This is a genomic window from Burkholderia humptydooensis (assembly GCF_001513745.1).
GTDB lineage: Bacteria > Pseudomonadota > Gammaproteobacteria > Burkholderiales > Burkholderiaceae > Burkholderia > Burkholderia humptydooensis.
In genome coordinates, this window is record NZ_CP013380.1 from 2,460,738 (window position 1) to 2,485,789 (window position 25,052).

Sequence of the window (25,052 nt, forward strand, 5' to 3'; positions counted from 1 at the left end):
TATGAATCGAACCATGCTCTTGCGAAAACTTTTCGGCTTCGTCGCGACAGCCGCCATCCTGATCGTCGCGATCCTGATCGGGCGCACGCTGTGGGTCCACTACATGGACGAGCCCTGGACCCGCGACGGCCGCGTGCGCGCGGAGATCGTCAACGTCGCGCCGGACGTGTCGGGCGCGGTGGTCGACTTGCCGGTGCGCGACAACCAGTTGGTGAAGAAAGGCGACCTCGTGCTGCAGATCGATCCGTCGCATTACCAGATCGCGGTCGAGCAAGCGCAGGCGGCCGTCGCCGCCCGCCGCGCGGAGCTGCAGATGCGCCGCGCCGACGCCGCGCGCCGCGCGGATCTCGACGCGCTCGTCGTGTCGAAGGAAAGCCGCGAGAATTCGGCGCAGACCGCGTCGAGCGCCGAGGCGCAGTACCAGCAGGCGCTCGCCGCGCTCGACGCCGCGCGGCTCAATCTCGAGCGCACGCGCGTGGTCGCGCCCGTCGACGGCTACGTGACGAACCTGCAGGTCTTCAAGGGCGACTACGCGAGTGCCGGCCAGGCGAAGCTCGCGATCGTCGACAGCCATTCGTTCTGGGTCTACGGCTATTTCGAGGAAACGAAGCTGCCGCGCGTGAAGATCGGCGCGAAGGCCGAGATGCGGCTGATGAGCGGCGGCGTGCTGAAAGGCCATGTCGAGAGCATCTCGCGCGGCATCTACGATCGCGACAATCCGCAGAGCCGCGACCTCGTCGCCGACGTGAACCCGACGTTCAACTGGGTGCGGCTCGCGCAGCGCGTGCCGGTGCGCATCCATATCGACGAGGTGCCGAAGGAACTCGTGCTGTCGGCGGGCACGACCTGCACGGTGATCGTCGAGCCCGACGGCGGCAAGCGCAAATCGTAGCTCGCGACGCGGATGCGGGCGCGGGCGCGGGCGCGCCGAACCGCGGGCGGTGCAATCCGGATCGCGCGCGCTCAATCCACCGCGCCCACCGCGCGCGCGGGCAAGTGGAAGCGCCCGACCATCGCCTTGAGCATCTGCGCCTGCTCGTCGAGCGAGCGCGCGGCGGCGGCCGCCTCCTCGACGAGCGCCGCGTTCTGCTGCGTGCCGGCGTCCATCTGCGTGACCGCGCGCTCGATCGCGTCGATGCCCGAGCTCTGCTCGTTCGACGCAGCCGAGATCTCGCCCATGATGTCGGTCACGCGCTTCACCGCGCGCACGACGTCGTCCATCGTGCGCCCGGCGTCCTGCGCAAGCACCGCGCCGTTCGCGACCCGCTCGACCGATGCGCCGATCAGCCCCTTGATCTCCCTGGCGGCCGTCGCCGAGCGTTGCGCGAGCGAGCGCACCTCGCTCGCGACGACCGAGAATCCGCGTCCTTCCTCGCCCGCGCGAGCCGCCTCGACGGCCGCGTTCAGCGCGAGGATGTTGGTCTGGAACGCGATGCTCTCGATCACGCCGATGATGTCGCGGATGCTCTTCGCGCTCTCGTCGATCTCGTTCATCGTCGCAACCACGCGGCCGACCACCGTGCCGCCCGCCTCGGCGACCGACGACGCGTTCGCCGCGAGCGCGCTCGCCTGCCGCGCGTTCTCCGCGTTCTGGTGGACAGTCGACGTCAGTTGCCCCATGCTCGACGCGGTGCGCTCGAGCGCGACCGCCTGCTGCTCGGTGCGTTGCGACAGATCGAGATTGCCCATCGCGATCTCGCCCGCCGCGGACGCGATCGCCTCGGCGCTCGCGGAAATCTCGCGCACGGTGCCGGCCAGGCCCTCCTGCATGTCGCGCAGCGCATGCAGCATGCTGTCGTGGTCGCGCGCGTCGAGCCGGATCGCGTTCGACAGATCGCCGCGCGCGATGCTGACCGCGATGTCCTTCGCATACGCGGGCTCGCCGCCCAGTTGCGCGCCGAGCCGCCGCACGACCCACGCGGCGATCGCGAACGCGAGCACGACGAGCGCCGCCGTCATCGCGGCGAGCATCGCGAACGATTCGCGGAATATCGCGCCGGACGCATCGAGCGTCGCCTTCGACGCATCGCCGCGCGCGTCGACGAGCCCGTCGACGAGCTTCTCGAGCTTGCCCGTCTCGACGAGCAGCGACACGTCCTGCGAGCCGACCTGCCAGCTCATCTGCGACAGGTCGAGCGGCTGCTCGCGCACGAGCTTCACGAAGTCGCGCAGATGCGCGCTCCACGCGGCCACGGCCGCGCCGAACGCCTTCAGGCGCGCAGCGCCGTCGGCCGCGCCGTCCGCGTGGCGCTGCAGCGTCGCGAGCTCGGCGCCGATCACCGCGAGCCCCGTGTCGATGTCCGCGCCGAGATCGTCGCGCTCCTTCGCCGTCGTCGCGGTGATCAGCATCTTCTGCGCGCGGCTCGCGCGCAGCACCGACGCGCGCACCTCCTCGGCCGCGCGGCTCGCGACGTGCCCCTGCTCGTACACGGACTTGATCGAGCTGTTGAGCCGGCTGATCTGCGCAAGCGAAAACAGGCCGACGGCCAGCGTGCCGACGAGCAGCATCGCGAACGCGGCGCGCAGCGTCGTCTTCACCGACCATGCGCGGCGCGGGCGATGGGGCTTGCCGGGCTCGGGCGGGCGCCCGGGGTTCCCCGTCGCGTCGTCGGCCAAGAAGTGCTTGCCGGGCAGCGATACTCCTTTCATCGATGGATCCCCGTTCTGATGCTGCGGCCGAAAAGGCGGTTTCGGCTTGACCGTCGGCGCTCGCGCGATACGTCTCGACAGCATCTACGGCAGGCGCTTTTTTTTCTTGAGTGGGGTATTACCCGTCGTTCCGGACGCAACGCCCGGCCGCCGGCCGCGCAAACGCTAAACACGCGGCCGGCGTGCGAACGCGCGCAACGGTCGCGCGCGGGGTTGTCCGATTTGCAACAAAAGTTGGCCGGACATTGCCGAAGCGACACATTACACTTCGTTGACCCATCAAAGAAAAACACGTGCCGCGCCCTTACGGGCACGCCGCGCCCCTTCCGAGACACTCGCATCCGTATGGAAACCAGCCTCGACAACCGCCCGCCCGTTGCCCGTCCCGCCGCATCGCCCGCGCCGGCCGCCGCCGTCTCGCGCACCGTCTACCCGGTGCTCGGCGCGATCAGCTTCTCGCATCTGCTCAACGACATGATCCAGTCGCTGATCCTCGCGATCTACCCGATGCTGAAAGCGGAATTCGCGCTGTCGTTCGCGCAGATCGGCCTCATCACGCTCACGTACCAGATCACCGCGTCGCTGCTGCAGCCCGTGATCGGCCTGTATACGGACAAGCGTCCGCAGCCGTTCTCGCTGCCCGTCGGCATGGGCTTCACGCTCGCGGGCCTGCTGCTGATGTCGTTCGCGCCGACGTTCCCGTTCCTGCTCGCCGCGGCGGCCCTCGTCGGCTGCGGCTCGTCGGTGTTTCACCCCGAATCGTCGCGCGTCGCGCGAATGGCGTCGGGCGGCCAGCACGGGCTCGCGCAGTCGCTGTTCCAGGTCGGCGGCAACGCCGGCTCGTCGCTCGGGCCGCTGCTCGCCGCGCTGATCGTGATCCCGCACGGCCAGCGCAGCATCGCGTGGTTCTCGGTCGCAGCGCTCGTCGCGATCTTCGTGCTCGTGCAGATCGGCCGCTGGTATCAGCGTCATCCGGCCGCGAAGAAGAAGGCCGCGCACGCCGCGCATCCGACGCTGTCGCGCCGCCAGGTCGGGCTCGCGCTCGGCGTGCTCGTGCTGCTCGTGTTCTCGAAGTACTTCTATCTCGCCAGCATCAACAGCTATTTCACGTTTTATCTGATCGACAAGTTCCACCTGTCGGTGCAGGCCGCGCAGATCCATCTGTTCGTGTTCCTCGCGGCCGTCGCGGCGGGCACGATCATCGGCGGGCCGGTCGGCGACCGGATCGGGCGCAAGTACGTGATCTGGGCGTCGATCCTCGGCGTCGCGCCGTTCACGCTGCTGCTGCCGTATGCGAACCTGTTCTGGACCACGGTGCTGACCATCGTGATCGGCGTCGTGCTCGCGTCCGCGTTCGCGGCGATCATCGTCTACGGGCAGGAGCTGATTCCGGGCAAGGTCGGCACGGTCGCCGGGCTCTTTTTCGGGCTGTCGTTCGGCCTCGGCGGCGTCGGCGCGGCGGTGCTCGGCCAGCTCGCCGACGCGACGAGCATCGCGTTCGTCTACAAGGTCTGCTCGTTCCTGCCGCTGATCGGCGTGCTGACAGTGTTCCTGCCGAACGTCGAGGGCAGGAAGAAGCTCGGCAGGCAAGGCGCCTGAGGGATCGACAAGACCGAAGCAGCCGACGGGCGACGCGCGAGCGCGCGCCGGCCGCGCCGAACGCCATGCTTCGGATCAGGCCGCGTTCGCCTTCGCGTGCGCGGCCAGAAACCGCTTCAGGATGCCCGACGAATAGGCGCCGGCGATGTCGGTGAGGAACGTCGTGAACGACGTGCTCGCGTGGTCGTCGGCGGTGTCGGAGATCGTGCGGACGATCGCGCACGGCACGCCATACTCGTGGCACACCTGCGCGAGCGCGGCGCCTTCCATCTCGACCGCGAGCGCGTCCGGCAGCGTGTCGCGCAGCGCGGTCACCTCGCGTTCGCTCGACACGAAGCGGTCGCCGCTGACGATGAGGCCTTCGTGTACGCGCGCGCCGTGCAACCGGAAGCGCGCGTTCAGCGTCGCGCCCTCGTCGTCGACGAAGCGCACGCAGGCCGCCTTCAACTGCGCGGCGAGCGCCGTGTCGGCGGCGAAGCGTGTGAGCCCGAGCAGCGGCACCTCGAAGCGCGGAAAGAGCGGCGACGCATCGAGATCGTGTTGCAGCAGCGCATCGGCGACGACCACGTCGCCGATGCTCACCTCGCTCGCGACGCCGCCCGCGACGCCCGTGAACACGATCGCGCGCACGTCGAAGCGATGAATGAGCGCGCTCGCCGTCGCGGCCGCCGCGACCTTGCCGACCCGCGCGAGCGTGACGACGCACGGCACGCCGTGCGCGACGCCGACGTGGTAGTCGCGCTGGCCGAGCGTGATCGTGTCGACGGGCCCGCCGTCGCGCATCGCGGCGACAAGGTCGCCCAACTCCTCCGGCAGCGCGGCGAGGATGCCGAGCGGCCGGTCGAAAAACGTCTGCTGATTCATTCGACCGCCTGCAGTTTCGCGACCGCGAGCGCGAGCCATTTCTCGCCGTGCCGCTTGAATTTGACTTGCGCCTTCGCGTCGGTGCCACTGCCTTCGAGCGCCGTCACCGTGCCTTCGCCGAACTTCGTGTGGAATACCTGCTGGCCGATCCGAAAGCCGTTTTCGGCCTCGCGCTGCTGGTTCGCGAACGCGGGCAGCGGCGCGGACACCGCCGCGTCGACGACGCCCGCGCGCGCGCCGCCGCCACCGCCGCCCGGCCGCGCGAACCAGTCGCGGCCCCACCCGGCATTGTCCGAGCGGCCGCCCCAGCGCGCGCCCGCCTCGACCTTCGGCGTGAGCCACTTGAGCACGTGCTGCGGCAGCTCGTCGAAGAAGCGCGAGCGGATGTTGTAGCGGGTCTGGCCGTGCAGCATCCGGCTCTGCGCGAACGACAGGTAGAGCCGCTCCTTCGCGCGCGTGATCGCGACGTACATCAGCCGGCGCTCTTCCTCGAGGCCGTCGGATTCGAGCGCGCTGTTCTCGTGCGGAAAGAGCCCTTCCTCGAGCCCGGTGATGAACACCGCGGCGAACTCGAGCCCCTTCGCCGCGTGGACCGTCATCAGTTGCACCGCGTCCTGGCCCGCCTGCGCCTGGTTGTCGCCCGCCTCGAGCGACGCGTGCGACAGGAAGCCGGCAAGCGGCGTCATTGCATCCGGGTTCTGCGCGGGATCGGCGAGGTTCGCGGGCGCGAGCACCGCATCGGCCGGATCGGCGCCGCCCGCCGCGAGCTCCGGCGCCGCGCTCGCGCGCGCATGCAGCGGAATCGAGCGTGCGGGCGTATCGAGCCCGTAGCCTTCCTCGGAGACGAACGCGGTGGCCGCGTTCACCAGTTCCTGCAAGTTCTCGAGGCGATCCTGGCCCTCGCGCTCGCCTTGATAGAAATCGGCGAGGCCGCTCGCGCGCACGACGTGCTCGACCGTCTCGGGCAGGCTCATCTGCGCGGTTTCCGCGCGCATCTTCGCGATCAGGTTCGCGAACGACGAAAGGCTCGAGCCCGCCTTGCCCGTCACGTACGGAATCGCGGCCGCCATCGAGCAGTCGTACAGCCGCGCGGCGTCGGCGAGCTGCTCGATCGAGCGCGCGCCGATGCCGCGCGTCGGGAAGTTGACGACGCGCGCGAACGCGGTGTCGTCGTTCGGATTGTCGATGAGGCGCAGATACGCGAGCGCGTGCTTCACTTCCTGGCGCTCGAAGAAGCGCAGGCCGCCGTACACGCGGTACGGAATGCCCGCCGTCATCAGCGTGTGCTCGATCGAGCGCGACTGCGCGTTGCTCCGGTACAGCACCGCGACCTCGCTGCGCGCGAGGCCCGTATTCACGAGCGAGCGGATCTCCTCGACGATCCACGCCGCCTCCTGCGCGTCGGTGGCCGCTTCGTAGACGCGCACGGGCTCGCCGTGGCCCGCGTCGGTGCGCAGGTTCTTGCCGAGCCGGTGCGCGTTGTTCGCGATAAGGTGGTTCGCCGCATCGAGGATGTTGCCGTGCGAGCGGTAGTTCTGCTCGAGCTTGATCAGGTTGCGCACGCGGAATTCGTTCTCGAAGTCGCGCATGTTGCCGACGTTCGCGCCGCGGAACGCATAGATCGACTGGTCGTCGTCGCCGACCGCGAAGATCGCGTTGTGGCCGCCCGCGAGGAGCTTGAGCCACGCGTACTGCAGCTTGTTCGTGTCCTGGAACTCGTCGACGAGGATGTGCTTGAAGCGCGCCTGGTAGTGCGCGCGCAGCGGCGGGTTGTGCGCGAGCAGCTCGTGGCAGCGCAGCAGCAGCTCGGGGAAATCGACGACGCCCTCGCGCTGGCACTGCTGCTCGTACGCCTGGTACAGCTCGACGAACTTGCGGTTGAAGCTGTCGGTCGCGTCGACCTTGTCGGGGCGCAGCCCCTGCTCCTTCGCGTTGTTGATGAAGTACTGGACGTTCTTCGGCGGGTACTTCTCGTCGTCGACGTTCGCCGCCTTCATCAGCCGCTTGATCGCGGAGAGCTGGTCGGCCGTGTCGAGGATCTGGAATGTCTGCGGCAGCCCCGCGTCGCGGTAGTGCGCGCGCAGCATCCGGTTGCAGAGGCCGTGGAACGTGCCGATCCACATGCCGCGCGTGTCGATCGGCATCATCGCGGACAGGCGCGCCATCATCTCGCGCGCGGCCTTGTTCGTGAACGTGACGGCGAGCACCGTCGCGGGCGACGCATAGCCCTGCCGGATCAGCCACGCGATCCGCGTGATGAGCACGCGGGTCTTGCCGCTGCCCGCCCCGGCGAGGATCAGCGCCGGCTCGTTCGGCAACGTGACGGCGGCGAGTTGTTCGGGGTTCAGGTTCGCGAGCAGATCGGGCATGGAGAGAAAGCGGTCGAGCGGGTGGACGCGGACCCGACATTATAAATCGCGCGCGGCCGGCGCCGCCCGGGCGGATGCGCATCCATTTATAATTGACGGTTTCCGCATCAATCACCCCATCTTTCGGCGAATTTCCTACCATGAGCGACACCACGCTTGCGAAGAGTTTCGAGCCCCAGACCATCGAATCCCAATGGGGGCCGGAATGGGAAAAGCGCGGCTACGCGACCCCCGCGCTCGACCCGAGCCGGCCCGACTTCTCGATCCAGTTGCCGCCCCCGAACGTGACGGGCACGCTGCACATGGGCCACGCGTTCAATCAGACGATCATGGACGGCCTCGTGCGCTACCACCGGATGCTCGGCCACAACACGCTGTGGGTGCCCGGCACCGACCACGCGGGCATCGCGACGCAGATCGTCGTCGAGCGCCAGCTCGATGCGCAGGGCGTGTCGCGCCACGATCTCGGCCGCGAGAAATTCGTCGAGCGCGTATGGGAATGGAAGGAGCAATCCGGCTCGACGATCACGGGCCAGGTTCGCCGCATCGGCGCGTCGCCCGACTGGTCGCGCGAATACTTCACGATGAACGACAGGATGTCGGAAGTCGTGCGCGAAGTGTTCGTCCGCCTCTATGAACAGGGGCTCATCTATCGCGGCAAGCGCCTCGTGAACTGGGACCCCGTGCTGCTCACCGCGGTGTCCGATCTCGAAGTCGCGAGCGAAGAGGAAAACGGCCACCTGTGGCACATCCGGTACCCGCTCGCGGACGGCCCGGGCCACCTGAGCGTCGCGACGACGCGCCCCGAGACGATGCTCGGCGACGTCGCGGTGATGGTGCATCCGGAAGACGAGCGCTACAGGCACCTCGTCGGCCGGCATGTGAAGCTGCCGCTTTGCGACCGCGAGATTCCGATCATCGCGGACGACTACGTCGATCGCGAATTCGGCACGGGCGTCGTGAAGGTCACGCCCGCGCACGACTTCAACGACTATCAGGTCGGCCTGCGCCACCAGCTCGCGCCGATCGAGATCCTCACGCTCGACGCGAAGATCAACGACAACGCGCCCGCGGCGTACCGCGGCCTCGACCGCTTCGACGCGCGCAAGGCCATCGTCGACGAGCTCGACGCGCAGGGCTTCCTCGAATCGGTGAAGCCGCACAAGCTGATGGTGCCGCGCGGCGACCGCACGGGCGTCGTGATCGAGCCGATGCTGACCGACCAGTGGTTCGTCGCGATGACGAAGCCCGCGCCGGAAGGCACGTTCCATCCGGGCAAGTCGATCACCGAGGTGTCGCTCGACGTCGTGCGCCGCGGCCAGATCAGGTTCGTGCCGGAGAACTGGACGACCACCTACTACCAATGGCTCGAGAACATCCAGGACTGGTGCATCTCGCGCCAGCTATGGTGGGGCCATCAGATTCCCGCGTGGTACGGCGAGAACGGCGAGATCTTCGTCGCGCGCAGCGAGGAAGACGCGCGCGCGCAGGCCGCCGCGAAGGGCTACGCAGGCGCATTGAAGCGCGACGACGACGTGCTCGACACGTGGTTCTCGTCCGCGCTCGTGCCGTTCTCATCGCTCGGCTGGCCGGACGAGACGCCTGAGCTGAAGCACTTCCTGCCGTCGTCGGTGCTCGTCACCGGCTTCGACATCATCTTCTTCTGGGTCGCCCGGATGGTGATGATGACAACGCACTTCACGGGCAAGGTGCCGTTCGAGACGGTCTACGTACACGGCCTCGTGCGCGACGCCGAAGGCCAGAAGATGTCGAAGAGCAAGGGCAACACGCTCGACCCGATCGACATCGTCGACGGCATCGGCCTCGACGCGCTCGTCGCGAAGCGCACGACGGGCCTGATGAATCCGAAGCAGGCGGCGACGATCGAGAAGAAGACGCGCAAGGAATTCCCGGACGGCATCCCCGCGTTCGGCACCGACGCGCTGCGCTTCACGATGGCGTCGATGGCGACGCTCGGCCGCAACGTGAACTTCGATCTCGCGCGCTGCGAAGGCTACCGCAACTTCTGCAACAAGCTGTGGAACGCGACGCGCTTCGTGCTGATGAACTGCGAAGGCCACGACTGCGGCTTCGACAAGCCGGAAGTCTGCGGCGCGGGCGATTGCGGCCCGGGCGGCCATCTCGATTTCTCGCAGGCGGATCGCTGGATCGTGTCGCTCATGCAGCGCGTCGAAGCGGACATCGCGAAGGGCTTCGCCGACTATCGCTTCGACAACATCGCGAACGCGATCTACAAGTTCGTCTGGGACGAATACTGCGACTGGTATCTGGAGCTCGCGAAGGTGCAGATCCAGAACGGCGCGCCCGAGCAGCAGCGCGCGACGCGCCGCACGCTGCTGCGCGTGCTGGAAACGGTGCTGCGCCTCGCGCACCCGATCATTCCGTTCATCACCGAGGCGCTGTGGCAGAAGGTCGCGCCGCTCGCCGGCCGCTATCCGGCGGGCCACGCGGACGGCGAAGCGTCGCTGATGGTGCAGGCCTATCCGGTCGCCGAGCCGAAGAAGCTCGACGAGGCGGCCGAACAGTGGGCGGCCGAACTGAAGGCGGTGGTCGACGCATGCCGTAATCTGCGTGGCGAGATGAACCTGTCTCCGGCGACCAAGGTGCCGCTCCTCGCGGCCGGCGACGCGGCGAAGCTGCAGGCGTTCGCGCCTTACGTGCAGGCGCTCGCGCGCCTGTCCGAAGTGCGCGTGCTGCCGGACGAGGCGGCGCTCGACGCCGACGCTCACGGCGCGCCGATCGCGATCGTCGGAGGCAACAAGCTGGTGCTGAAGGTCGAGATCGACGTCGCGGCGGAACGCGAGCGCCTGTCGAAGGAGATCGCGCGCCTCGAAGGCGAAATCGTCAAGTGCAACGCGAAGCTCGGCAACGAGGCGTTCGTCGCGAAGGCGCCGCCCGCGGTGGTCGAACAGGAGCAAAAGCGGCTCGCGGAGTTTCAGGGCACGTTGGCGAAACTCCGCGCGCAGCTCGCGCGGCTGCCGGCGTAACAGTCCGTAAGGAATCTTGCGTTCACTATAATGCTGCAATCACCATTTGTTTCGATCGAATCGATACGAGGAGCAAGGGTTCAATCATGTTGAAAGTCACCAAGGCGGTTTTCCCGGTCGCGGGCCTGGGCACGCGGTTCCTGCCCGCCACCAAGGCGAGCCCGAAGGAAATGCTGCCCGTCGTCGACAAACCGTTGATCCAGTACGCGGTGGAAGAAGCGATTGCAGCGGGCATCACCGAGATGATCTTCGTGACGGGCCGCAGCAAGCGCGCGATCGAGGATCACTTCGACAAATCGTATGAAGTCGAGGCGGAACTGGAAGCGCGCGGCAAGGAAAAGCTGCTCGATCTCGTGCGCAACATCAAGCCGAGCCACGTCGACTGCTTCTACGTGCGCCAGCCGGAAGCGCTCGGCCTCGGCCACGCGGTGCTGTGCGCGGAGAAGCTCGTCGCGGACAACCCGTTCGCGGTGATCCTCGCCGACGACCTGCTCGACGGCAATCCGCCCGTGATGAAGCAGATGGTCGACGTGTTCGACCACTATCACAGCTCGGTGATCGGCGTCGAGGAGATCCCGCCCACGGACACGAAGTCGTACGGGATCGTCGACGGCAAGGAATGGGAAGACTCGATCATCAAGATGTCGGCGATCGTCGAGAAGCCCGAGCCCGACGTCGCGCCGTCGAACCTCGGCGTCGTCGGCCGCTACGTGCTCAAGCCGCGGATCTTCGATCATCTGCGCGCGCTCAAGCCGGGCGCGGGCGGCGAGCTGCAGTTGACGGACGCGATCCAGGCGCTCCTCGCGGACGAACAGGTGCTCGCGTACAAGTATCGCGGCACCCGCTTCGACTGCGGCAGCAAGCTCGGCTATCTGAAGGCGACGGTCGAGTTCGCGCTGCGCCACCCGGAAGTGAGGACCGAGTTCGAAGCGTATCTGCGCGCACGCGACGGCAGCGCGGCACAGTCCTGAACCGGCGGGCACGGCGAACGGTTTCGCCCGCCGCACCGGCTACCGACGGCCGGCCTCTTCACCGCTTCATCGGCAGCTTGCTTCAAGCCTCGGCGGCATGCGTCGCTGCGTGCGGCTGCGCCGGCTGGCTGCTCGTGCTCATCGCGAATTGCACACATCCCGCGCCGACCAGCAGCGCGCCGAGCACGTTCTCGAGATGGCTCTTCGCCGTATCGTCGAGCGACGTCTGCGACAGCAGATGCGTGGCGACCGCGCTCAATCCATAGACGTTGAGAAACAGACTGGCGCGCGCGATGCCGGCGCCCGCTGCCTTGTCCGCCAGTTGCGAAGTGAAGCTCTGTTCCGACGTGTCGATCTTCGACCAGCGAATGCGCAGATCGCGGATCTGGTGGAACGCGTGCTGCGTGAGGCCATGCGTCGTCAGTTCGTTGACGAGCCGCGAACCGATCGCATCGGTAGCTTCGCCGGCAACGTTGGAGCCGACATATCCGGTCAACTCGCGCATCCCCTCTGGGAGGGTCAGCTTCCCGTCACGCAGCGCATCGACGAAGCCCGCGCCGGACGTCCCGAAAAAACCCTGACCGTCGTTGACGAGATACTGGTTCGGCACGTAGGGGATGTTATTGAGCGCCTGCGCCCGAACGGGGTGTTCGTAGTCGTCGTCATGGTTGCTTTCGAGCGGCAGCTCCAGATTGAACAGGTCGCGCGCGGTGTAGACGAACGACTTCACCGCGTTCGGCAACTGCGTCGCCAGCAGGCCGAACTGGCCGTTGCCGTTCTGGCCGCGGCCCAATGCGCCGGCGGCGACCACCGTGCCGAGCAGCGTCAGCATCTGCATCGCATGGCCCTTGTAGGTGTCGCTCGTCGCGACGCCCTTGTGGTGCTTGTGAATCATCGCCATCAGGTTGCCCGCGCCCGCGGCCGTGTACAGCACCGCGACGCCGAGCGCGCGGCTCTCCGGCGATACCTCGTAGTGCTGCAACAACGCCTCGGTGCAGGCGCCCGCGAGCTCGCGCAGGATGGTCGCGCCACCCGTTCCGGCGAGCTCGTGGCTGGCCGCGTTGATGAAATTGGCCACCCATCCCATCACGGCCTGATTGTCGCCGTAGGCGTTGGTGACGATTCGCCCGCCCTCTTCGAGCGCCGCGTCCTTCGCACGACCGAGTCCGGCGCTCGCCTGCCCGTATGCATGGCTCAATCCGGCGCTCGTCCGGTCGTACACGGTGCTCAATCCCGTGCTTGCCTGCGCGTACGTCGTCCGCGCGAATCGGGAGCCGGCGCTCAACGCGTCCTGCGCGCCGCTCGCGACCGAGTTGCCGAACGCACTGGCCTGCCTGGACGCTGCCGTTCCCCAACCGCCGATCGCATTGACCAGGCTGTTCGCGACCTCCGCGGCCGTTATCCGTCCCTGGCTCGCCTGCTGCAACGTATTCACCACCGCCGCCATTTGCTGCGGGGTCGGCGCGGGCGCGTCGCGATCCGGTCTTGTTTCAAGCGGATCGATTTGTATCGCGATATACGGCACCGATTCGGTCGCCTGCGGCCGAACCGGCATGATCGCATCCTGCTGGGAGACGGTCTCGCTCTGCGTTTCGCGCTCCCGCAGTTCGATCTCTTCAGCCACCGACGACGACTCGACACCCGCCCGTCTGCCCTGCCGCAGGAACGTCCGCAACGCGCCGGGGTTCGTCGTCTGCGAGCTACTGCGCAGTGCGGGCGGCTGGTGCAACGATGGCGAGCCAGGCATGCGCGCCAGGATCGATGGCGTGCGACGCGTATCGCGCGCATGCGGCGCTGTCCGTGTCGACGGGCCGGCAACCGGCTCCTCCGCCTCCATGCGCTGCGCGCCCAAGCCGTGCGTATTCGATGAAATCGATCCCGGACCGTCCATGGTGTTTCCTTTCAAGGGTTAGGAAATCGTGACCGCCGCATGAAAACGATCCATGTCGGCACTGTGTCGGCAGTATGGGAAGACCGGTCGTGCGCGCCGCCCGCGGACGCGAAGCGGGCGCACGAAACGCGAATGAAGAGGCGCGAAGGAAACGGAAGGGCGATGCCTGATGCGTGACGGTCGCGCGTTACGGCTTGGCGCTGGCGGGTTTCACGGACACGACGCCCGGCGTCGCCCCCGCTTCGCCCTGCTTCGTCTTCACGAGCCAGCCGCCGCCGTCCGAAAACGGCACGCGCGCAAGCGCGCTTTTCACGAGCACGGGCGTCGCCCGCAGCGCGTCGGGATGGCGGTCCTGCACGGCCGCCGACACGCGATACGCGTCGTTGCCGCTGCTGCGCTCGACGAAGCGCAGCGTCAGCACGTGCCGGTAGACCGTGCCCGCGAACGGCAGCGCGAACGGCGCCGGCCCGTCGACCGCGACGCACGCCGGCTGCTGCGCGCCGCCGCAGCCCGGCATCGTCAGCGCGACGGACGCCGGCTGCGTCGCATAGGCGATCGTCACGCGGTAGCGGGCCTGCGCGCCGTCCGCTTCGTCGAAGCCGCGCTGCGCGAGCTCGCGGCGCACGAGCGTCTCCACCTGCCGGTAATCCGCGTTGTCGGCCTGCGTGGCCGTGCGCGCGAAATCGTAGGTTCGCGCGCCCGCCAGCGCCCCCGGCGCCGCCGATGCGCTGACGCCCGTCGTCACCGACGCGCACCCGGACAACAGTGCGGCCGCCAGCGCCGCCCCCGTCCACAAGACTTTCATAGCTTCTCCCATATCGCTGTTCGCCCCCGTCCTAGCCATCCGCCCGCGCGCGAGCCCCACTCGCGCCGGGCGGTCGAATGCCTGCGTCGTCACGCCGACGGCTCGTCGAGCGTCGGCAGCGACACGGTGATCGCGGTGCCGACGCCCGGCGTGCTGTCCACGCCGATGCCGCCGCCATGCCGCACGACCACGGTCTTGACGAACGCCATGCCGAGCCCGGAGCCGGCGACCTCCGGCCGCTCGTTCGTGTGAAACCGCTTGAAGCGCTCGAACAGATGCCGCTGATCGTCGAGCGAAATGCCGTAGCCCTGGTCGCGGATCGTGCAACGCATGCGCTTCGTGCCCGGTTCGACCGATAGCGTACACGCGATCACCGTGTCCGTCGGACTGTATTTGACCGCATTGTTCAACAGATTCACGAGCGCGCGGGTCATCAGCGAGCGGTCGGCGCCGACCCAGCACGGCTCGTCGCCGAACAACGTGTCGATGCGGATGCGCTTCGCCTGCGCCTGCGGCCAGACTTCGTCGCTCGCGTCGATCAGTAGGTCGGCGAAGCTCACCGCTTCGAGCTGATACGTCTGCGATTCCGCGCGCGCGAGCTGAACGAACTCGTCGGCGAGCATCAGCGCGCGCTGCGCGTAGCGCTCGATGCGCGCGAGCAGCCCGCGCGTGTGCTCGGATTCGGCCCGCTGCCGCTCGATCTCGACGAGCGCGAGAATCGACGACTGCGGCGAGCGCATGTCGTGCGACAGCAGATGCAGCGCCTCCTCGCGCTGCCGCTCGGCCGCGTGCAGCGCGGTCACGTCGACGAGGCCGGCGATCCAGCCCGTCACGTTGCCCTGCGCGTTCGTGCACGGCGCGTAGCGTAGCAGATGGTCGAGGCCGCTGCGGTCGCGGACCTCGATGCCGCGCTCCATCACGTCGTTCCCGTAGTCGCGCGTCGGGTCGAGCGCGGCCGGCCAGTGCGTGCGGATCTCGACGTCCTGCTCGGCGTTGCCGTCGACCGTTTTCGTGAACGCCAGCTCGCCGAACGCGACGCGCAGCGGCCGCCCTTCCGGCGCGGGCGCGTTCAGCCGCGCGCAGTAGCGCTTCGCCGCGTGATTGGCGATCAGCACGGTGCCAGCGAGATCGGTCACGACGACGGGCTCCGGCATGCTGTCGAGGCTGTCCCAGACGAAGCGCTTCATGTCCTGCACGCGCTGCGCGGCCTGCGCCATCAGCGCCATCTGCCGCTCGAGCACGTCGCCGCCGAATTCGTTGCGCTCGCGCGGCGCCTCGGGCAGCAGATGCGGCTCGTCGGCAAGGCGCTGCAGTTCGTAGCGCAGGTACGACATCGTCATCTCGAGACGCCGCCAGTTCCAGATCGGATACGCGGCGATCAGCCCGAAAATCGCCGGCGCGGGCGACAGCCACAGCCGCGCCTCGTAGAGGAGCGCCGCGCTCGACGCCACCGCGAGCCCGGCGAGGCTCAGCGTGAGGAGCAGCGAGCGCCACGGCGACAGCATCAGGAAGCCCGCGAGCAGCACGACGAGCGGCAGCAGCGACGCGCTGAACACGAGCCAGCCGGACACGGGCGAGATCGCGCGGCCCGTCATCAGCGTGTCGAGCACGCTCGCATGGATGTAGACGCCCGGCAGCGGGCCGAACTCGCCCGAGATCGGCGTCGCGAAACGGTCGTAGAGCCCCGACGCGGTCGCGCCGACGATCACGATCTTGCCGCGCAGCTCGTCGGGGTTCACGCGGCCCGCGAGCACGTCGACAAACGAGATCGCCGGATAGTTCTGCGACGCGCGGCTGAACGGGATGAAATAGCGGGACTCGCCGTTGTCGTCCTGTGCGATGTCGTGCGCGCGTCGCGCGATCGGCGCCGGCTGCGCGAGCTTCAACTGGCCGTTCTCGAGCGCGTGAAACACGTGCACCATCAACTGCGGCCAGCGGTGCCGGCCGTCGCTCTCGAAGAGCGCGACGCTGCGCACGATGCCGTCCGGATCGACTTCGAGATTGATGTGGCCCGCGCCCGCGACATGCCGCGCGAGCACCGGCACGGGCAGATTGACGGTGCGCGTGCCGTCGCGCTCCTCCGGGCTCAGCAGCACGGGAAGGAACGTCGGCGCGAGGTCGAGCGCCTTCGCGAGCGCCCGGTCGTCGGCGGACGGCTCGGTGAACAGCACGTCGTAGACGACGGCCGCCGGATGCGTCTTCGCGAGCGCGTCGAGGAATTCCGCGTGGATGCTGCGCTGCCACGGCCAGCGGCCGAGCGTGTCGAGGCTGCGATTGTCGATCTCGACGATCACGATGTTCGACTCGATCGGCAGCTTGCGCAGCGTGAGCAGACGGTCGTAGATGATCCGGTCGACGCTCGCCGTCATCTGCCCCGCGACGCCCGAGAGGATCACCGCGACCCCGAGACAACCGATCGCGATCCACTCGACGAGAAAGCGGCGGCCGAGCAGCCGCCGCCGTTGCGCGCGGTCGAATCTCATCCGCCGCCCATCAGCGCGCGATCGTGAACGTGTTGACCGCGCCGGCCTTTTCGTAGAAACGGCCGCCTTCGTAGCGCTCTGCGATCACGGTCCAGTAGTAGTCGCCCGGCTTCAGGTTCGCCACGGCGATCCGCCCGCCCTGCGCGTCGACCTGGTCGACGATCGGGTTGCCCAGGTCCTTCGAGCGCGACAACACGAAGCGAAAGCGCGTCTTGCCGGCCGACGGGCCGCCTTCCGTCGTCGACCAACGGAACGCATAGCCGCCGTCGGCGGGCGCCGCCGACGCATCGATGCCGAAGCGGCGCCGCTCGAACGCATAGATGCGCGGCTGGCCTTCGAGGCCATGCGAATCGGTCGCCGAGATCCGCACGAAATAGGTGCCGTCCGGCACGTCGGCGAACGTCGCGTGCGGCGCCGTCACTTGCACTTCCTTGAAGAGGTCGTACAGGCCCGCGTCGCGCGCGATCTGCACGTGGTAGTACTGTGCGCCGCCGAGCGGCACGAGATCGAACGCGACCTGCGGATCGTCCTGGACCTTCGCCGGGTTGACGAGCCGCGGCGCGTCGAGCAGCGCGATCGGGTTGCCGACGACGCCGCTCGCACTCGTCACGTTGCCGAAGTTCGCGTGGACGAGCGTGTCGGTCGCGCGCTTCGCGCTCGGCGCGACGCCGACGGTGCCGTCGAGCACTTCGACCGTCGTCGACGCATGGCCGTCCTTGTCGTAATTCACGCGAAAGCGCGTGCCGCGCACGCCGGCGACGACCGACGGCGAGCGGATCTGGAAGCGGTCGTCCTTCTTCTTCAGATGGGTGACTTCACTGTCGACCGAGCCGCGGCGCAGATCGATCACGCGCTCGAGCGTGCCCGTGAGCACCGTGCGGCGCAGCGTCGCGAGATCGATCTGGCTGTCGGGCGGCAGGCTCAGGTGCGTGCCGTCCGAGAGCTCGAGCGTGACGAACGCGTTCGCGCCCGTGCGCAGGCGGTCGCCTTCCGTCAGCGTCGCATCGACGGCCACGGGCGCGAATTGCACGGCACCGCGCCCCGCGCTCTCGACCGCGCCGTGCGCGGCGATCACGCGCGCCGACAGCGGCTCCTTGCGCAGCCGCGCGGCGGGCAGCTTCAGCACGATGCCCGGCCGCAGGTGCTTCGGCACCGGCACGTCGTTCAGTTGCGCGACGAGCGGCCAGTCGTCCGACCCTTGCAGATAGCGGGCCGCGACGTCGTACAGCGTGTCGCCGCCGCGCGTCGTGTAATCGACGGTCTGCGCGGACGGATTCTTCGGCGACTGCGCGGCGGCGTGCTGCGCCGCGAGAGCCGCGGCTGCGGCGCAGCACGCCGTCAGCACGGACTGCGTCACGATCCCGCGTGCGCTCACTCGGCGTCCCCCTGCATCACGCGCTCGAGGCGGTAGCCGTAGCCGTAGATCGGCGCGAGCCGGTAGCCGTTCTCCGGACGCAGGCCGAGCTTCGTGCGCAGCATCGAGATGTGCGTGTCCATCGTGCGCGACGGGATGTCGGTCGCCTGCTTCCAGACGAGATCGAGGATGTGCGCGCGCGACAGCGGCCGGTCGAGATGCTGGAACAGCAGCAGCGCGAGCTCGAACTCCTTCTGCGTGAGGCTCACCGGCTTGTCGCCGACGTATGCCTGCTTCAGGTTCGCGTCGAACTTGTAGTTGTCGAACTCGCGGATCGACGACTCCGCGTTGACAGGATACGCGCGGCGCAGCAGCGAGCCGATCCGCGCGCGCAGGATCGGACCGGACACGGGCTTCACGACGTAGTCGTCGGCGCCCGCGTTCAGGATCTGCGTGATGCCCGCCTCGTCGTCGCGGCTCGTCATGAAGATGATCGGCAGGCGATGTTCGACCTGGTTCGCCCGCACCCACTTGAGCACTTCCTCGCCGGACATGTCCGGCACGTTCCAGTCGAGCACGAGCAGGTCGAAGGTCTCGCGCTGCAGCCGCTTCTTCAGCGCCTTGCCTTCCTTGAAGGCATAGCATGTATGGCCCGCGGCCGTCAGCGTCTGACTGACAAAGTCCGTCTGAGCCTGATCGTCATCCAGTACAGCAATTCTCATAGCACCCCGCAAAACGAAATCCATTCAGGCTCCCGCAACCGCCGAGCGGCAATGGGCAGGCCCGCACGAGCCCCCGATTCGTTGTAACTCGCCATTATCGGCTGAATGGTGAAGGTTGTCCGGCGCGCCACACGCGAACCGGTATTCTATGTGATCGATCACCCCATATCTCAAAAACGGGGCACGCCTGATCGGCGTTTTCATGATGGTAGTATGAAAACGCCCGGAGAAATGTGCGTATCGCCGCGTAATTATGTCAACGCGATGACCGCGCTGCCGGCCGCACGCGCGGCCGGCAGCGCGGCGAAACGAAACAATCGTCAGACAGGATCGGTTTCGAGCGCATCGGGTGCGATCGCACGCGGCGCGTGCTGCAATGCTTCATGCAGACGGCCGCGCACGTGCTCCCATGAGGCGCCCGCGTAATCCGGCTGTCCGGCCGCCCACGCGTGCGCGAGGTCGAACACGCGCTCGATGGTGGCGGCGCACCGCGTCAGATCCGGCTGCGGGCCGCCGAGCGCTTCGCGCATCCATTCGGCGAGCCACGGCATCTCGTTCGCGCTCGAATCCGCATACGCTTCCAGCGCGGCGCGCGCATGGCGGTCATGCTCGGGATCGAGCTCGACGCGCTGGATCGGCCGCGCCCGCTCGCGCGCCCTGCCGTTCGGCTCGAACGGTATTCGAATCGTTCCCGACCTGAACAGCATGACCTCCCCCAGTTAGCCGCGGCGACACGCACGAGCCTGTTCTTTGCGATACGTCCCGCTCGCAGCCGCCGTGCGACACGGCGCGATTCCGCAGACGAGACTCGACAGCGCAGTATAGGCAACGCGCGCAGGAAGGTGGTTTAAGGATTGTCAGACACGACGCGGCGCGCCAGGGCAATCGCATGAAGGTCCTTACCAGCCAAGGAGTTGAGCCCGGTAGTTGTCGCTGGTGGCGGCCTTGAGTCGACGGATTTTGAGGCCGGCCTTGGTCTGAGTATCTTTGCGCAGCAGGTTCATCGTGATGCGCCGCAGGATGGCAAAGTTCTGCGCCGCATTCTCGACCCGCACCCGGCACTGGTCTTCACCGAATGCCACGTCGAGCGCCCAATGCATCGAATTCTCGATGCCCCAGTGGGAACGCACGGCGTGCGCCACGCGCACCGCATCGGGCGGTAGCTCGTCACGTAATACCGGCGTTCAACCGACACCGTGCCGCCGATCTCGCGTGTGGCCTCGACCATTGCGATCGAGCGCATGCCCGGCCACAGCGCCGCCGCGCGCCATGTGCTCATCACGTCGCTGACGAGGCAGCGACGCGTTTCGATCCGGCCGTGGTCCTTTTCGACGGCTCGATGCTCATTCGAACCGTCCCAGCGCTCGCCGGGCGGAAGACGGTCGAGCGCGTCGAGCGTTGTGCGAATCTCCACGAGCAGCGTCGGCTGGTTCTCCTTGACCGCCAACAATCGTGGGCCGGCGTCCGGCTACGCGGATCGCGCAACTCGCCGAACGCGTCTTCGATGCTCAAGGCTTGCGTTTCCGTCATCTGATGCCTCCGCAAAAGATGGTAGTAAACGCTTGATTCGCCTCGGTTTACAACCCCGCTCGTCACTCCTTGATTGTTAACGCCCATTCATGCGATTGCCCTGCGCGGCGCGAGCCGGCGGACGGCCGCTTCCGGCGCCCGCGCGCGTCAGCGGCGGCGCATCAGGAAGACGAACGTCCTGTCCTGCGTCGTCGACGATTCGACGATTTCGTTGCCCGTCTGCTTCGCAAACGCGGCGAAATCGCGCTGCGAGCCGGGATCGGTGGCGAGCACCTTCAGAATCTGGCCGCTTTCCATGTCGGCGAGCGCTTTCTTCGCGCGCAGGATCGGCAGCGGGCAATTGAGCCCGCGCGCGTCCACTTCCTTGTGAATGAGCATCGGCTTTCGACCTTCGAATGGCGCGCCGTCGCGGCGCTATCGGAACGACAGATTCTACCGCATGCGCTCCCGTCCGCCCCCGCGCGAGCGCACGCGCGCCGCCCGCCATGCGGCGCGCGTGCGTCGGGCTACAGCTCGATCGCCCGCCCGGTCCGCAGCGATTCGCGCAGCGCATGGCCGATTCTCGTCGCCTCGAGCGCGTCCGCGAGCGTCGCGCCGCCCGTGCCGCCCTCGCCGCGCACCGCCGCGACGAACGCCTGCGCCTCGATCAGGAACGCCTCCTCGAAGCGGTCGAAGAACGTCGGCGTGCAGGTGTTGCGAATGCCCGCCGCATCGTAGATCTCGACGCGGTTCGCGCGCGGGTTGCGGCCGATCGCGAGCCCGCCCGCCGTGCCGATCACTTCCGAGTGCGTGTCGTTGCCGTGCGCCATCGTGCGCGATGCGTAGAACATCGCAAGCCGGCCGCCTTCGAACTCGCAGATCGCGACGCCGTTGTCGACGTCGCCGCACGCGCGCAGGCCCTCGTGCAGCGCGACCGCGCCCGCCGCGTACACGCGCGTCGCGCGCGGCGCGCCGAGGAGCCAGCGCGCGACGTCGATGTCATGCACCGTGCAGTCGAGGAAGATGCCGCCCGAGGTCGGCGCGAAGCGCACGAAGAAGCCTTCCGGATCGTTCCGGTCGCAAGTCTGCGAGCGCACGAGGAACGGCCGGCCGATCTCGCCCGCCGCAACGCGCGCGTATGCGTCGCGATAGCTCGGATCGAAGCGGCGCATGAAGCCGATCGTCGCGACGAGATGCGGCCGCGCGCGCGCCTCGGCGAGCACCCGCTCGCATTCGCCGAGATCGAGCGACAGCGGCTTCTCGCAGAACACGTGCTTGCCCGCGACGAGCGCCGCGACGATCTGGTCCGCATGCAGCGCCGACGGCGTGACGAGCCAGAGCGCGTCGAGCTCGGGGTCGGCCGCGAGCGCATCGAAATCCTCGTAGACGCGCGGCACGCCGAGCGCATCGCGCGCCCACGCGCATTCGTCGGCGACGGGACTGCACGCGGCCGCGAGCCGCGCGCCCGCGACACGCCGCGCGAGGTTCTCCGCATGGCGCCGGCCGAGCCGCCCGAGCCCCGCGATGCCGATCCGCACGGGTGCGGCGCGGTGGCTGATTGTCATCGCATCGCTCCTTCAGGCCGCCGTTTCATCGAGCTTCACCGCGCGCCCTTCCCGCCACGACAGCGTCGCCGCCTCGGCGAGCTCGAGCGCCTTCACGCCGTCGGCGATCGTCGTGCGCACCGGCTCGCCGCTCGTCACCGCCGCGAAGAAGTGCTCGATCTCACGCGCGTACGCCGCGCGATAGCGTTCGAGGAAGAACGCCTCGGGCAGGTCCGTCGACACCGCCTGCGCCGAGTAGCCCGTCACCTCGGTCGGCCGCACGTTGCCCGCCTGCAGCATCCCGGCGCTGCCGAGCACTTCGAAGCGCTGGTCGTAGCCGTACGCGGCGCGGCGCGACGTGTTGATCTGGCAGAGCCGGCCGCGCTTCGTGCGGATCGTGACCGCGGTCGAATCGACGTCGCCCGCGTCCGCGATCGCCGGGTCGGTGAGGCAACTGCCCGTCGCGTGCAGCGTGTCGGCGTCGTCGCCGAGGACCCAGCGGAAGATGTCGAAATCGTGGATCAGCATGTCCTTGAAGATCCCGCCCGAATGCCTGATGTAGTCGAGAGGCGGCGCGCCCGGATCGCGGCTCGTCACGACGAGCATCTCCGGCGTGCCGATCTCGCCCGCGTCGACGCGGCGCTTGAGTGCCTCGAACGTCGGATCGAAACGGCGCTGGAAGCCGATCATGCAGACGACGCCCGCCCGCGCGACGGCCGCCTCGCATACGCGCGCCCGCGCGAGCGTCAGGTCGACGGGCTTCTCGCAGAACACGTGCTTGCCCGCGCGCGCGGAGCCGACGATCAGATCGGCGTGCGTGTCGGTGCTCGAGCAGATCACCGATGCGCCGATCGACGCGTCGCCGAGCGCGCCCTCGACGTCGGCAACCTGCGCGCCGTGCTGCGCGGCGAGCGCGGCCGCCGCGTCGCGGTTCACGTCGACCACGTACTTCAGCCGCACGCCGGGCCGGCGCGCGAGATTGCCCGCATGAATGCGGCCGATGCGCCCGGCGCCGAACACGGCGACGTCGATCGTCGGTACTGCATTAGTCATCGTATCCTCCAGTGTCCTTGACTTCTTCCACGTTCAACTCCAGCCGGTACGCGAGCGCGATGAAGAGCGCCTGGCACAGGCAGATCGTGCTCGTGAGCGAGCGGAACGCGAACGCACTCCCCTCCTTCACGAGCAAATGGGCGCTCGCGTCGCGCGCGAGCGGCGACAGACGGCTGTCGGTGATGACGAGCGTCTGCGCATGGTTGTGGCGCGCGGCGCGCAGGCAGTACTGCGTTTCCTTGCCGTACGGCGCGAAGCTGATCGCGATCACGACGTCGCCCTTCTTCACGCTGCGAATCTGCTCGCGGTACATCCCGCCGAGGCCGGACACGAGATGCACGCGCTTGGCCGTATGCTGGAGCGCGTAGACGATGTAGCTCGCGACCGGAAACGAACGGCGCACGCCAACCACGTAGATGTTCTCCGCGCGCTCGAGCATCGTGACGGCCGCGTCGAACTGGTCGTCGTCGAGGCCCGCCGCGAGTTCGTCGAGCCCCGCGCGCGACGCGTCGATGAACTGCCGCGCGACCGCGCCGCCCGTCATCTGGCCCGACTTGCCGTCGATCAGGTTGCGAATGCGCTGCTGGTAGCTCTGCACGGTCGGGTTCTGGCCCGTATAGGCATCCTTGAACACCGCCTGCAAATCGGAAAAACCCGAAAAGCCGAAGCGCTGCGCGAAGCGCACGACGGCGGACGGATGCACGCCGCAGCGCTCGGCGATGTCGCTCGTGCGGTCCATCATCACGCTCGAGCGGTGCTCGTCGATATACGACGCGATGCGCTTCAACTGGCGCGGCAGCGTGTCGAAGGCGTCGGCGATCCGTTGCAGCAGATCGTCGACGGCGGGCGTCTCCGGTTGTGTCGTATCGTCCATGTGCGTTCCGTCCGGCGCGCCCGGCCACGCGCATCGCGCGCGTGGCGGCCAGGCGCCGGACGCCTTGTCCGTTGTCTTGTCGTCGTGCACCGAGTATAGGCACTGCGCCCACAAAATGGAACAAATTTTCCAACATACCAATAAATAAAATTTTCTTTGCAATTCACGGCGAGTTGACCTAACCTTGCTCGTGAACGCGGCCCGATCTGCGTTCGCCCGAAAACGACAGATAGAGAAAGGTGGAGACATGAGACTTTGCACCGGCAAGGCCGTCCTGCGCGCATGCGTCGCCGCGATCGCCGTCGCGGCGGGCGTGGGCGGCGCGGCCCCGGCCGCCCAGGCGGCAGGCGCGCGCTTCGCGCTGATCAGCCACGCGCCCGATTCCGATTCGTGGTGGAACACGATCAAGAACGCGATCAAGCAGGCGGACGAGGACTTCGACGTCACGACCGACTACCGCAATCCGCCGAACGGCGACATCGCCGACATGGCGCGCCTGATCGAGCAATCGGCCGCGCGCGACTACGACGGCGTGATCACGACGATCGCCGATTACGACGTGCTGAAGAATTCGCTGAAGAAAGTCACCGCGAAGAAGATCCCGCTCGTGACGATCAACTCCGGCACCGAGGAACAGAGCGCGCAACTGGGCGCGATCATGCACGTCGGCCAGCCCGAGTACGTCGCGGGCCGCGCGGCGGGCGAGAAGGCGAAGGCGGCCGGCGTGAAGAGCTTCGTCTGCGTGAACCACATCGCGACCAACAGCGTGTCGTTCGACCGCTGCCGCGGCTTCGCCGACGCGATCGGCGCCGACTACAAGAGCTCGACGATCGACTCCGGCCAGGACCCGACCGAGATCCAGTCGAAGGTGAGCGCGTATCTGCGCAACCACCCGAACACGCAGGCGATCCTCACGCTCGGCCCGGTGCCCGCCGCGGCGTCGCTGAAGGCGGTCCAGCAGATGGGCCTCGCGAACAAGCTGTTCTTCGCGACGTTCGACTTCTCCGACGACATCGCGAAGGCGATCCAGAGCGGCGCGATCAAGTTCGCGATCGACCAGCAGCCGTACCTGCAGGGCTACATCCCGGTGGCCGTGCTCGCGATCGCGAAGCAGAACAAGACCACCGATCCCGCGAAGATCCGCCAGATCCTCGAGGCGAACCCGAAATTCCAGGCGCGGCTCTCGACCTACGGGCTGCAGCCGTCGTACGGGCCGAAGAACATCCGCTCGGGCCCGGGCTTCATCACGAAGGAGAACCTCGACAAGGTGATCAAGTACGCGGGCCAGTACCGCTAACGTCCATCGCATCGATTCGCACGACGCGCGGGCGCACGCCCGCGCGCTTTACCGGCGAAG

The 25,052-nt window shown here is 67.9% G+C and carries 19 protein-coding genes; 5 read left to right on the forward strand and 14 right to left on the reverse strand.

All coding sequences use genetic code 11. The annotated features are described in order from the left end of the window. The first annotated feature begins 13 nt into the window (after positions 1-13). A complete protein-coding gene (locus AQ610_RS11045) occupies positions 14-892 on the forward strand; it encodes an efflux RND transporter periplasmic adaptor subunit (protein WP_009912687.1) in 879 nt (292 codons plus the stop codon). 71 nt (positions 893-963) lie between these two features. On the opposite strand, the gene AQ610_RS11050 is transcribed toward AQ610_RS11045, so the two are convergent. Next, on the reverse strand, positions 964-2,649 hold the full coding sequence (locus AQ610_RS11050) for a methyl-accepting chemotaxis protein (protein ID WP_043282568.1): 1,686 nt from the start codon (positions 2,647-2,649) through the stop codon (positions 964-966). Between the two features lie 345 nt (positions 2,650-2,994). Here AQ610_RS11050 and AQ610_RS11055 point away from each other — a divergent pair, with 345 nt between their 5' ends. Next, positions 2,995-4,248, forward strand: coding sequence for an MFS transporter (locus tag AQ610_RS11055; RefSeq protein WP_006026484.1), 1,254 nt, complete (start codon positions 2,995-2,997; stop codon positions 4,246-4,248). 75 nt (positions 4,249-4,323) lie between these two features. On the opposite strand, the gene AQ610_RS11060 is transcribed toward AQ610_RS11055, so the two are convergent. Next, positions 4,324-5,112, reverse strand: coding sequence for a 5'-methylthioadenosine/adenosylhomocysteine nucleosidase (locus tag AQ610_RS11060; RefSeq protein WP_006026483.1), 789 nt, complete (start codon positions 5,110-5,112; stop codon positions 4,324-4,326). Continuing rightward, positions 5,109-7,481, reverse strand: a complete 2,373-nt coding sequence (locus AQ610_RS11065; protein ID WP_006026482.1) for a UvrD-helicase domain-containing protein — start codon at positions 7,479-7,481, stop codon at positions 5,109-5,111. The genes AQ610_RS11060 and AQ610_RS11065 overlap by 4 nt, the downstream gene beginning before the upstream one ends. A 140-nt stretch (positions 7,482-7,621) precedes the next feature. On the opposite strand from AQ610_RS11065, the gene AQ610_RS11070 reads away from it, so the two are divergent. Both AQ610_RS11070 and galU read left to right on the forward strand, forming a co-directional pair. Beyond that, the gene (locus AQ610_RS11070; protein WP_006026481.1) at positions 7,622-10,489 is read left to right on the forward strand and encodes a valine--tRNA ligase; all 2,868 of its coding nucleotides are present in this window, start codon (positions 7,622-7,624) and stop codon (positions 10,487-10,489) included. Between the two features lie 86 nt (positions 10,490-10,575). Then, positions 10,576-11,460, forward strand: coding sequence for a UTP--glucose-1-phosphate uridylyltransferase GalU (gene galU / locus AQ610_RS11075; protein WP_006026480.1), 885 nt, complete (start codon positions 10,576-10,578; stop codon positions 11,458-11,460). An 82-nt stretch (positions 11,461-11,542) separates the two neighbouring features. Here the strand turns inward: galU and AQ610_RS11080 are convergent, their stop codons facing one another. From AQ610_RS11080 to AQ610_RS11130, 11 genes are all read right to left on the reverse strand, one after another. After that, positions 11,543-13,207 (reverse strand): hypothetical protein, encoded by a 1,665-nt coding sequence (locus tag AQ610_RS11080; RefSeq protein ID WP_231748911.1) that lies wholly within the window; start codon positions 13,205-13,207, stop codon positions 11,543-11,545. A 331-nt stretch (positions 13,208-13,538) separates the two neighbouring features. Next, positions 13,539-14,156, reverse strand: coding sequence for a DUF4136 domain-containing protein (locus tag AQ610_RS11085; RefSeq protein WP_009912702.1), 618 nt, complete (start codon positions 14,154-14,156; stop codon positions 13,539-13,541). An 89-nt stretch (positions 14,157-14,245) separates the two neighbouring features. Next, positions 14,246-16,639 (reverse strand): CHASE2 domain-containing protein, encoded by a 2,394-nt coding sequence (locus AQ610_RS11090; protein WP_006026477.1) that lies wholly within the window; start codon positions 16,637-16,639, stop codon positions 14,246-14,248. A gap of 10 nt (positions 16,640-16,649) precedes the next feature. Continuing rightward, a complete protein-coding gene (locus tag AQ610_RS11095; protein WP_009912703.1) occupies positions 16,650-18,014 on the reverse strand; it encodes a FecR family protein in 1,365 nt (454 codons plus the stop codon). Beyond that, complete coding sequence (locus AQ610_RS11100) at positions 18,011-18,715, reverse strand: response regulator transcription factor (protein WP_004193573.1); 705 nt, start codon at positions 18,713-18,715, stop codon at positions 18,011-18,013. The genes AQ610_RS11095 and AQ610_RS11100 overlap by 4 nt, the downstream gene beginning before the upstream one ends. A gap of 320 nt (positions 18,716-19,035) precedes the next feature. Then, positions 19,036-19,422, reverse strand: coding sequence for a hypothetical protein (locus tag AQ610_RS11105; RefSeq protein WP_006026475.1), 387 nt, complete (start codon positions 19,420-19,422; stop codon positions 19,036-19,038). Between the two features lie 192 nt (positions 19,423-19,614). Further along, the gene (locus AQ610_RS37295) at positions 19,615-19,815 is read right to left on the reverse strand and encodes an ISAs1 family transposase (RefSeq protein WP_006026474.1); all 201 of its coding nucleotides are present in this window, start codon (positions 19,813-19,815) and stop codon (positions 19,615-19,617) included. A gap of 577 nt (positions 19,816-20,392) precedes the next feature. Further along, positions 20,393-20,623 carry a sulfurtransferase TusA family protein gene (locus AQ610_RS11115; protein ID WP_006026473.1) on the reverse strand — a complete coding sequence of 77 codons (231 nt, stop codon included), beginning with the start codon at positions 20,621-20,623 and terminating at the stop codon, positions 20,393-20,395. A 128-nt stretch (positions 20,624-20,751) separates the two neighbouring features. Then, the gene (locus AQ610_RS11120) at positions 20,752-21,789 is read right to left on the reverse strand and encodes a Gfo/Idh/MocA family oxidoreductase (protein ID WP_006026472.1); all 1,038 of its coding nucleotides are present in this window, start codon (positions 21,787-21,789) and stop codon (positions 20,752-20,754) included. A gap of 12 nt (positions 21,790-21,801) precedes the next feature. After that, positions 21,802-22,821 carry an inositol 2-dehydrogenase gene (gene iolG, locus AQ610_RS11125; protein WP_043282567.1) on the reverse strand — a complete coding sequence of 340 codons (1,020 nt, stop codon included), beginning with the start codon at positions 22,819-22,821 and terminating at the stop codon, positions 21,802-21,804. Continuing rightward, positions 22,814-23,695, reverse strand: coding sequence for a MurR/RpiR family transcriptional regulator (locus AQ610_RS11130; protein ID WP_006026470.1), 882 nt, complete (start codon positions 23,693-23,695; stop codon positions 22,814-22,816). The genes iolG and AQ610_RS11130 overlap by 8 nt, the downstream gene beginning before the upstream one ends. Before the next feature lie 247 nt (positions 23,696-23,942). On the opposite strand from AQ610_RS11130, the gene AQ610_RS11135 reads away from it, so the two are divergent. Next, the gene (locus tag AQ610_RS11135) at positions 23,943-24,992 is read left to right on the forward strand and encodes a sugar ABC transporter substrate-binding protein (protein ID WP_006026469.1); all 1,050 of its coding nucleotides are present in this window, start codon (positions 23,943-23,945) and stop codon (positions 24,990-24,992) included. The last annotated feature ends 60 nt before the right edge of the window (positions 24,993-25,052 follow it).

Excerpts from the sequence above, each read along its gene's own strand:
- iolG (WP_043282567.1), bottom strand. The coding sequence starts at position 22,821 with ATGACTAATGCAGTACCGACGATCGACGTCGCCGTGTTCGGCGCCGGG.
- AQ610_RS11100 (WP_004193573.1), bottom strand. The coding sequence starts at position 18,715 with ATGAGAATTGCTGTACTGGATGACGATCAGGCTCAGACGGACTTTGTC.
- galU (WP_006026480.1), top strand. The coding sequence starts at position 10,576 with ATGTTGAAAGTCACCAAGGCGGTTTTCCCGGTCGCGGGCCTGGGCACG.
- AQ610_RS11060 (WP_006026483.1), bottom strand. The coding sequence starts at position 5,112 with ATGAATCAGCAGACGTTTTTCGACCGGCCGCTCGGCATCCTCGCCGCG.
- AQ610_RS37295 (WP_006026474.1), bottom strand. The coding sequence starts at position 19,815 with ATGCATTGGGCGCTCGACGTGGCATTCGGTGAAGACCAGTGCCGGGTG.
- AQ610_RS11105 (WP_006026475.1), bottom strand. The coding sequence starts at position 19,422 with ATGCTGTTCAGGTCGGGAACGATTCGAATACCGTTCGAGCCGAACGGC.
- AQ610_RS11130 (WP_006026470.1), bottom strand. The coding sequence starts at position 23,695 with ATGGACGATACGACACAACCGGAGACGCCCGCCGTCGACGATCTGCTG.
- AQ610_RS11070 (WP_006026481.1), top strand. The coding sequence starts at position 7,622 with ATGAGCGACACCACGCTTGCGAAGAGTTTCGAGCCCCAGACCATCGAA.
- AQ610_RS11065 (WP_006026482.1), bottom strand. The coding sequence starts at position 7,481 with ATGCCCGATCTGCTCGCGAACCTGAACCCCGAACAACTCGCCGCCGTC.
- AQ610_RS11080 (WP_231748911.1), bottom strand. The coding sequence starts at position 13,207 with ATGCCTGGCTCGCCATCGTTGCACCAGCCGCCCGCACTGCGCAGTAGC.
- AQ610_RS11120 (WP_006026472.1), bottom strand. The coding sequence starts at position 21,789 with ATGACAATCAGCCACCGCGCCGCACCCGTGCGGATCGGCATCGCGGGG.
- AQ610_RS11045 (WP_009912687.1), top strand. The coding sequence starts at position 14 with ATGCTCTTGCGAAAACTTTTCGGCTTCGTCGCGACAGCCGCCATCCTG.
- AQ610_RS11085 (WP_009912702.1), bottom strand. The coding sequence starts at position 14,156 with ATGAAAGTCTTGTGGACGGGGGCGGCGCTGGCGGCCGCACTGTTGTCC.
- AQ610_RS11090 (WP_006026477.1), bottom strand. The coding sequence starts at position 16,639 with ATGAGATTCGACCGCGCGCAACGGCGGCGGCTGCTCGGCCGCCGCTTT.
- AQ610_RS11050 (WP_043282568.1), bottom strand. The coding sequence starts at position 2,649 with ATGAAAGGAGTATCGCTGCCCGGCAAGCACTTCTTGGCCGACGACGCG.
- AQ610_RS11115 (WP_006026473.1), bottom strand. The coding sequence starts at position 20,623 with ATGCTCATTCACAAGGAAGTGGACGCGCGCGGGCTCAATTGCCCGCTG.
- AQ610_RS11055 (WP_006026484.1), top strand. The coding sequence starts at position 2,995 with ATGGAAACCAGCCTCGACAACCGCCCGCCCGTTGCCCGTCCCGCCGCA.
- AQ610_RS11135 (WP_006026469.1), top strand. The coding sequence starts at position 23,943 with ATGAGACTTTGCACCGGCAAGGCCGTCCTGCGCGCATGCGTCGCCGCG.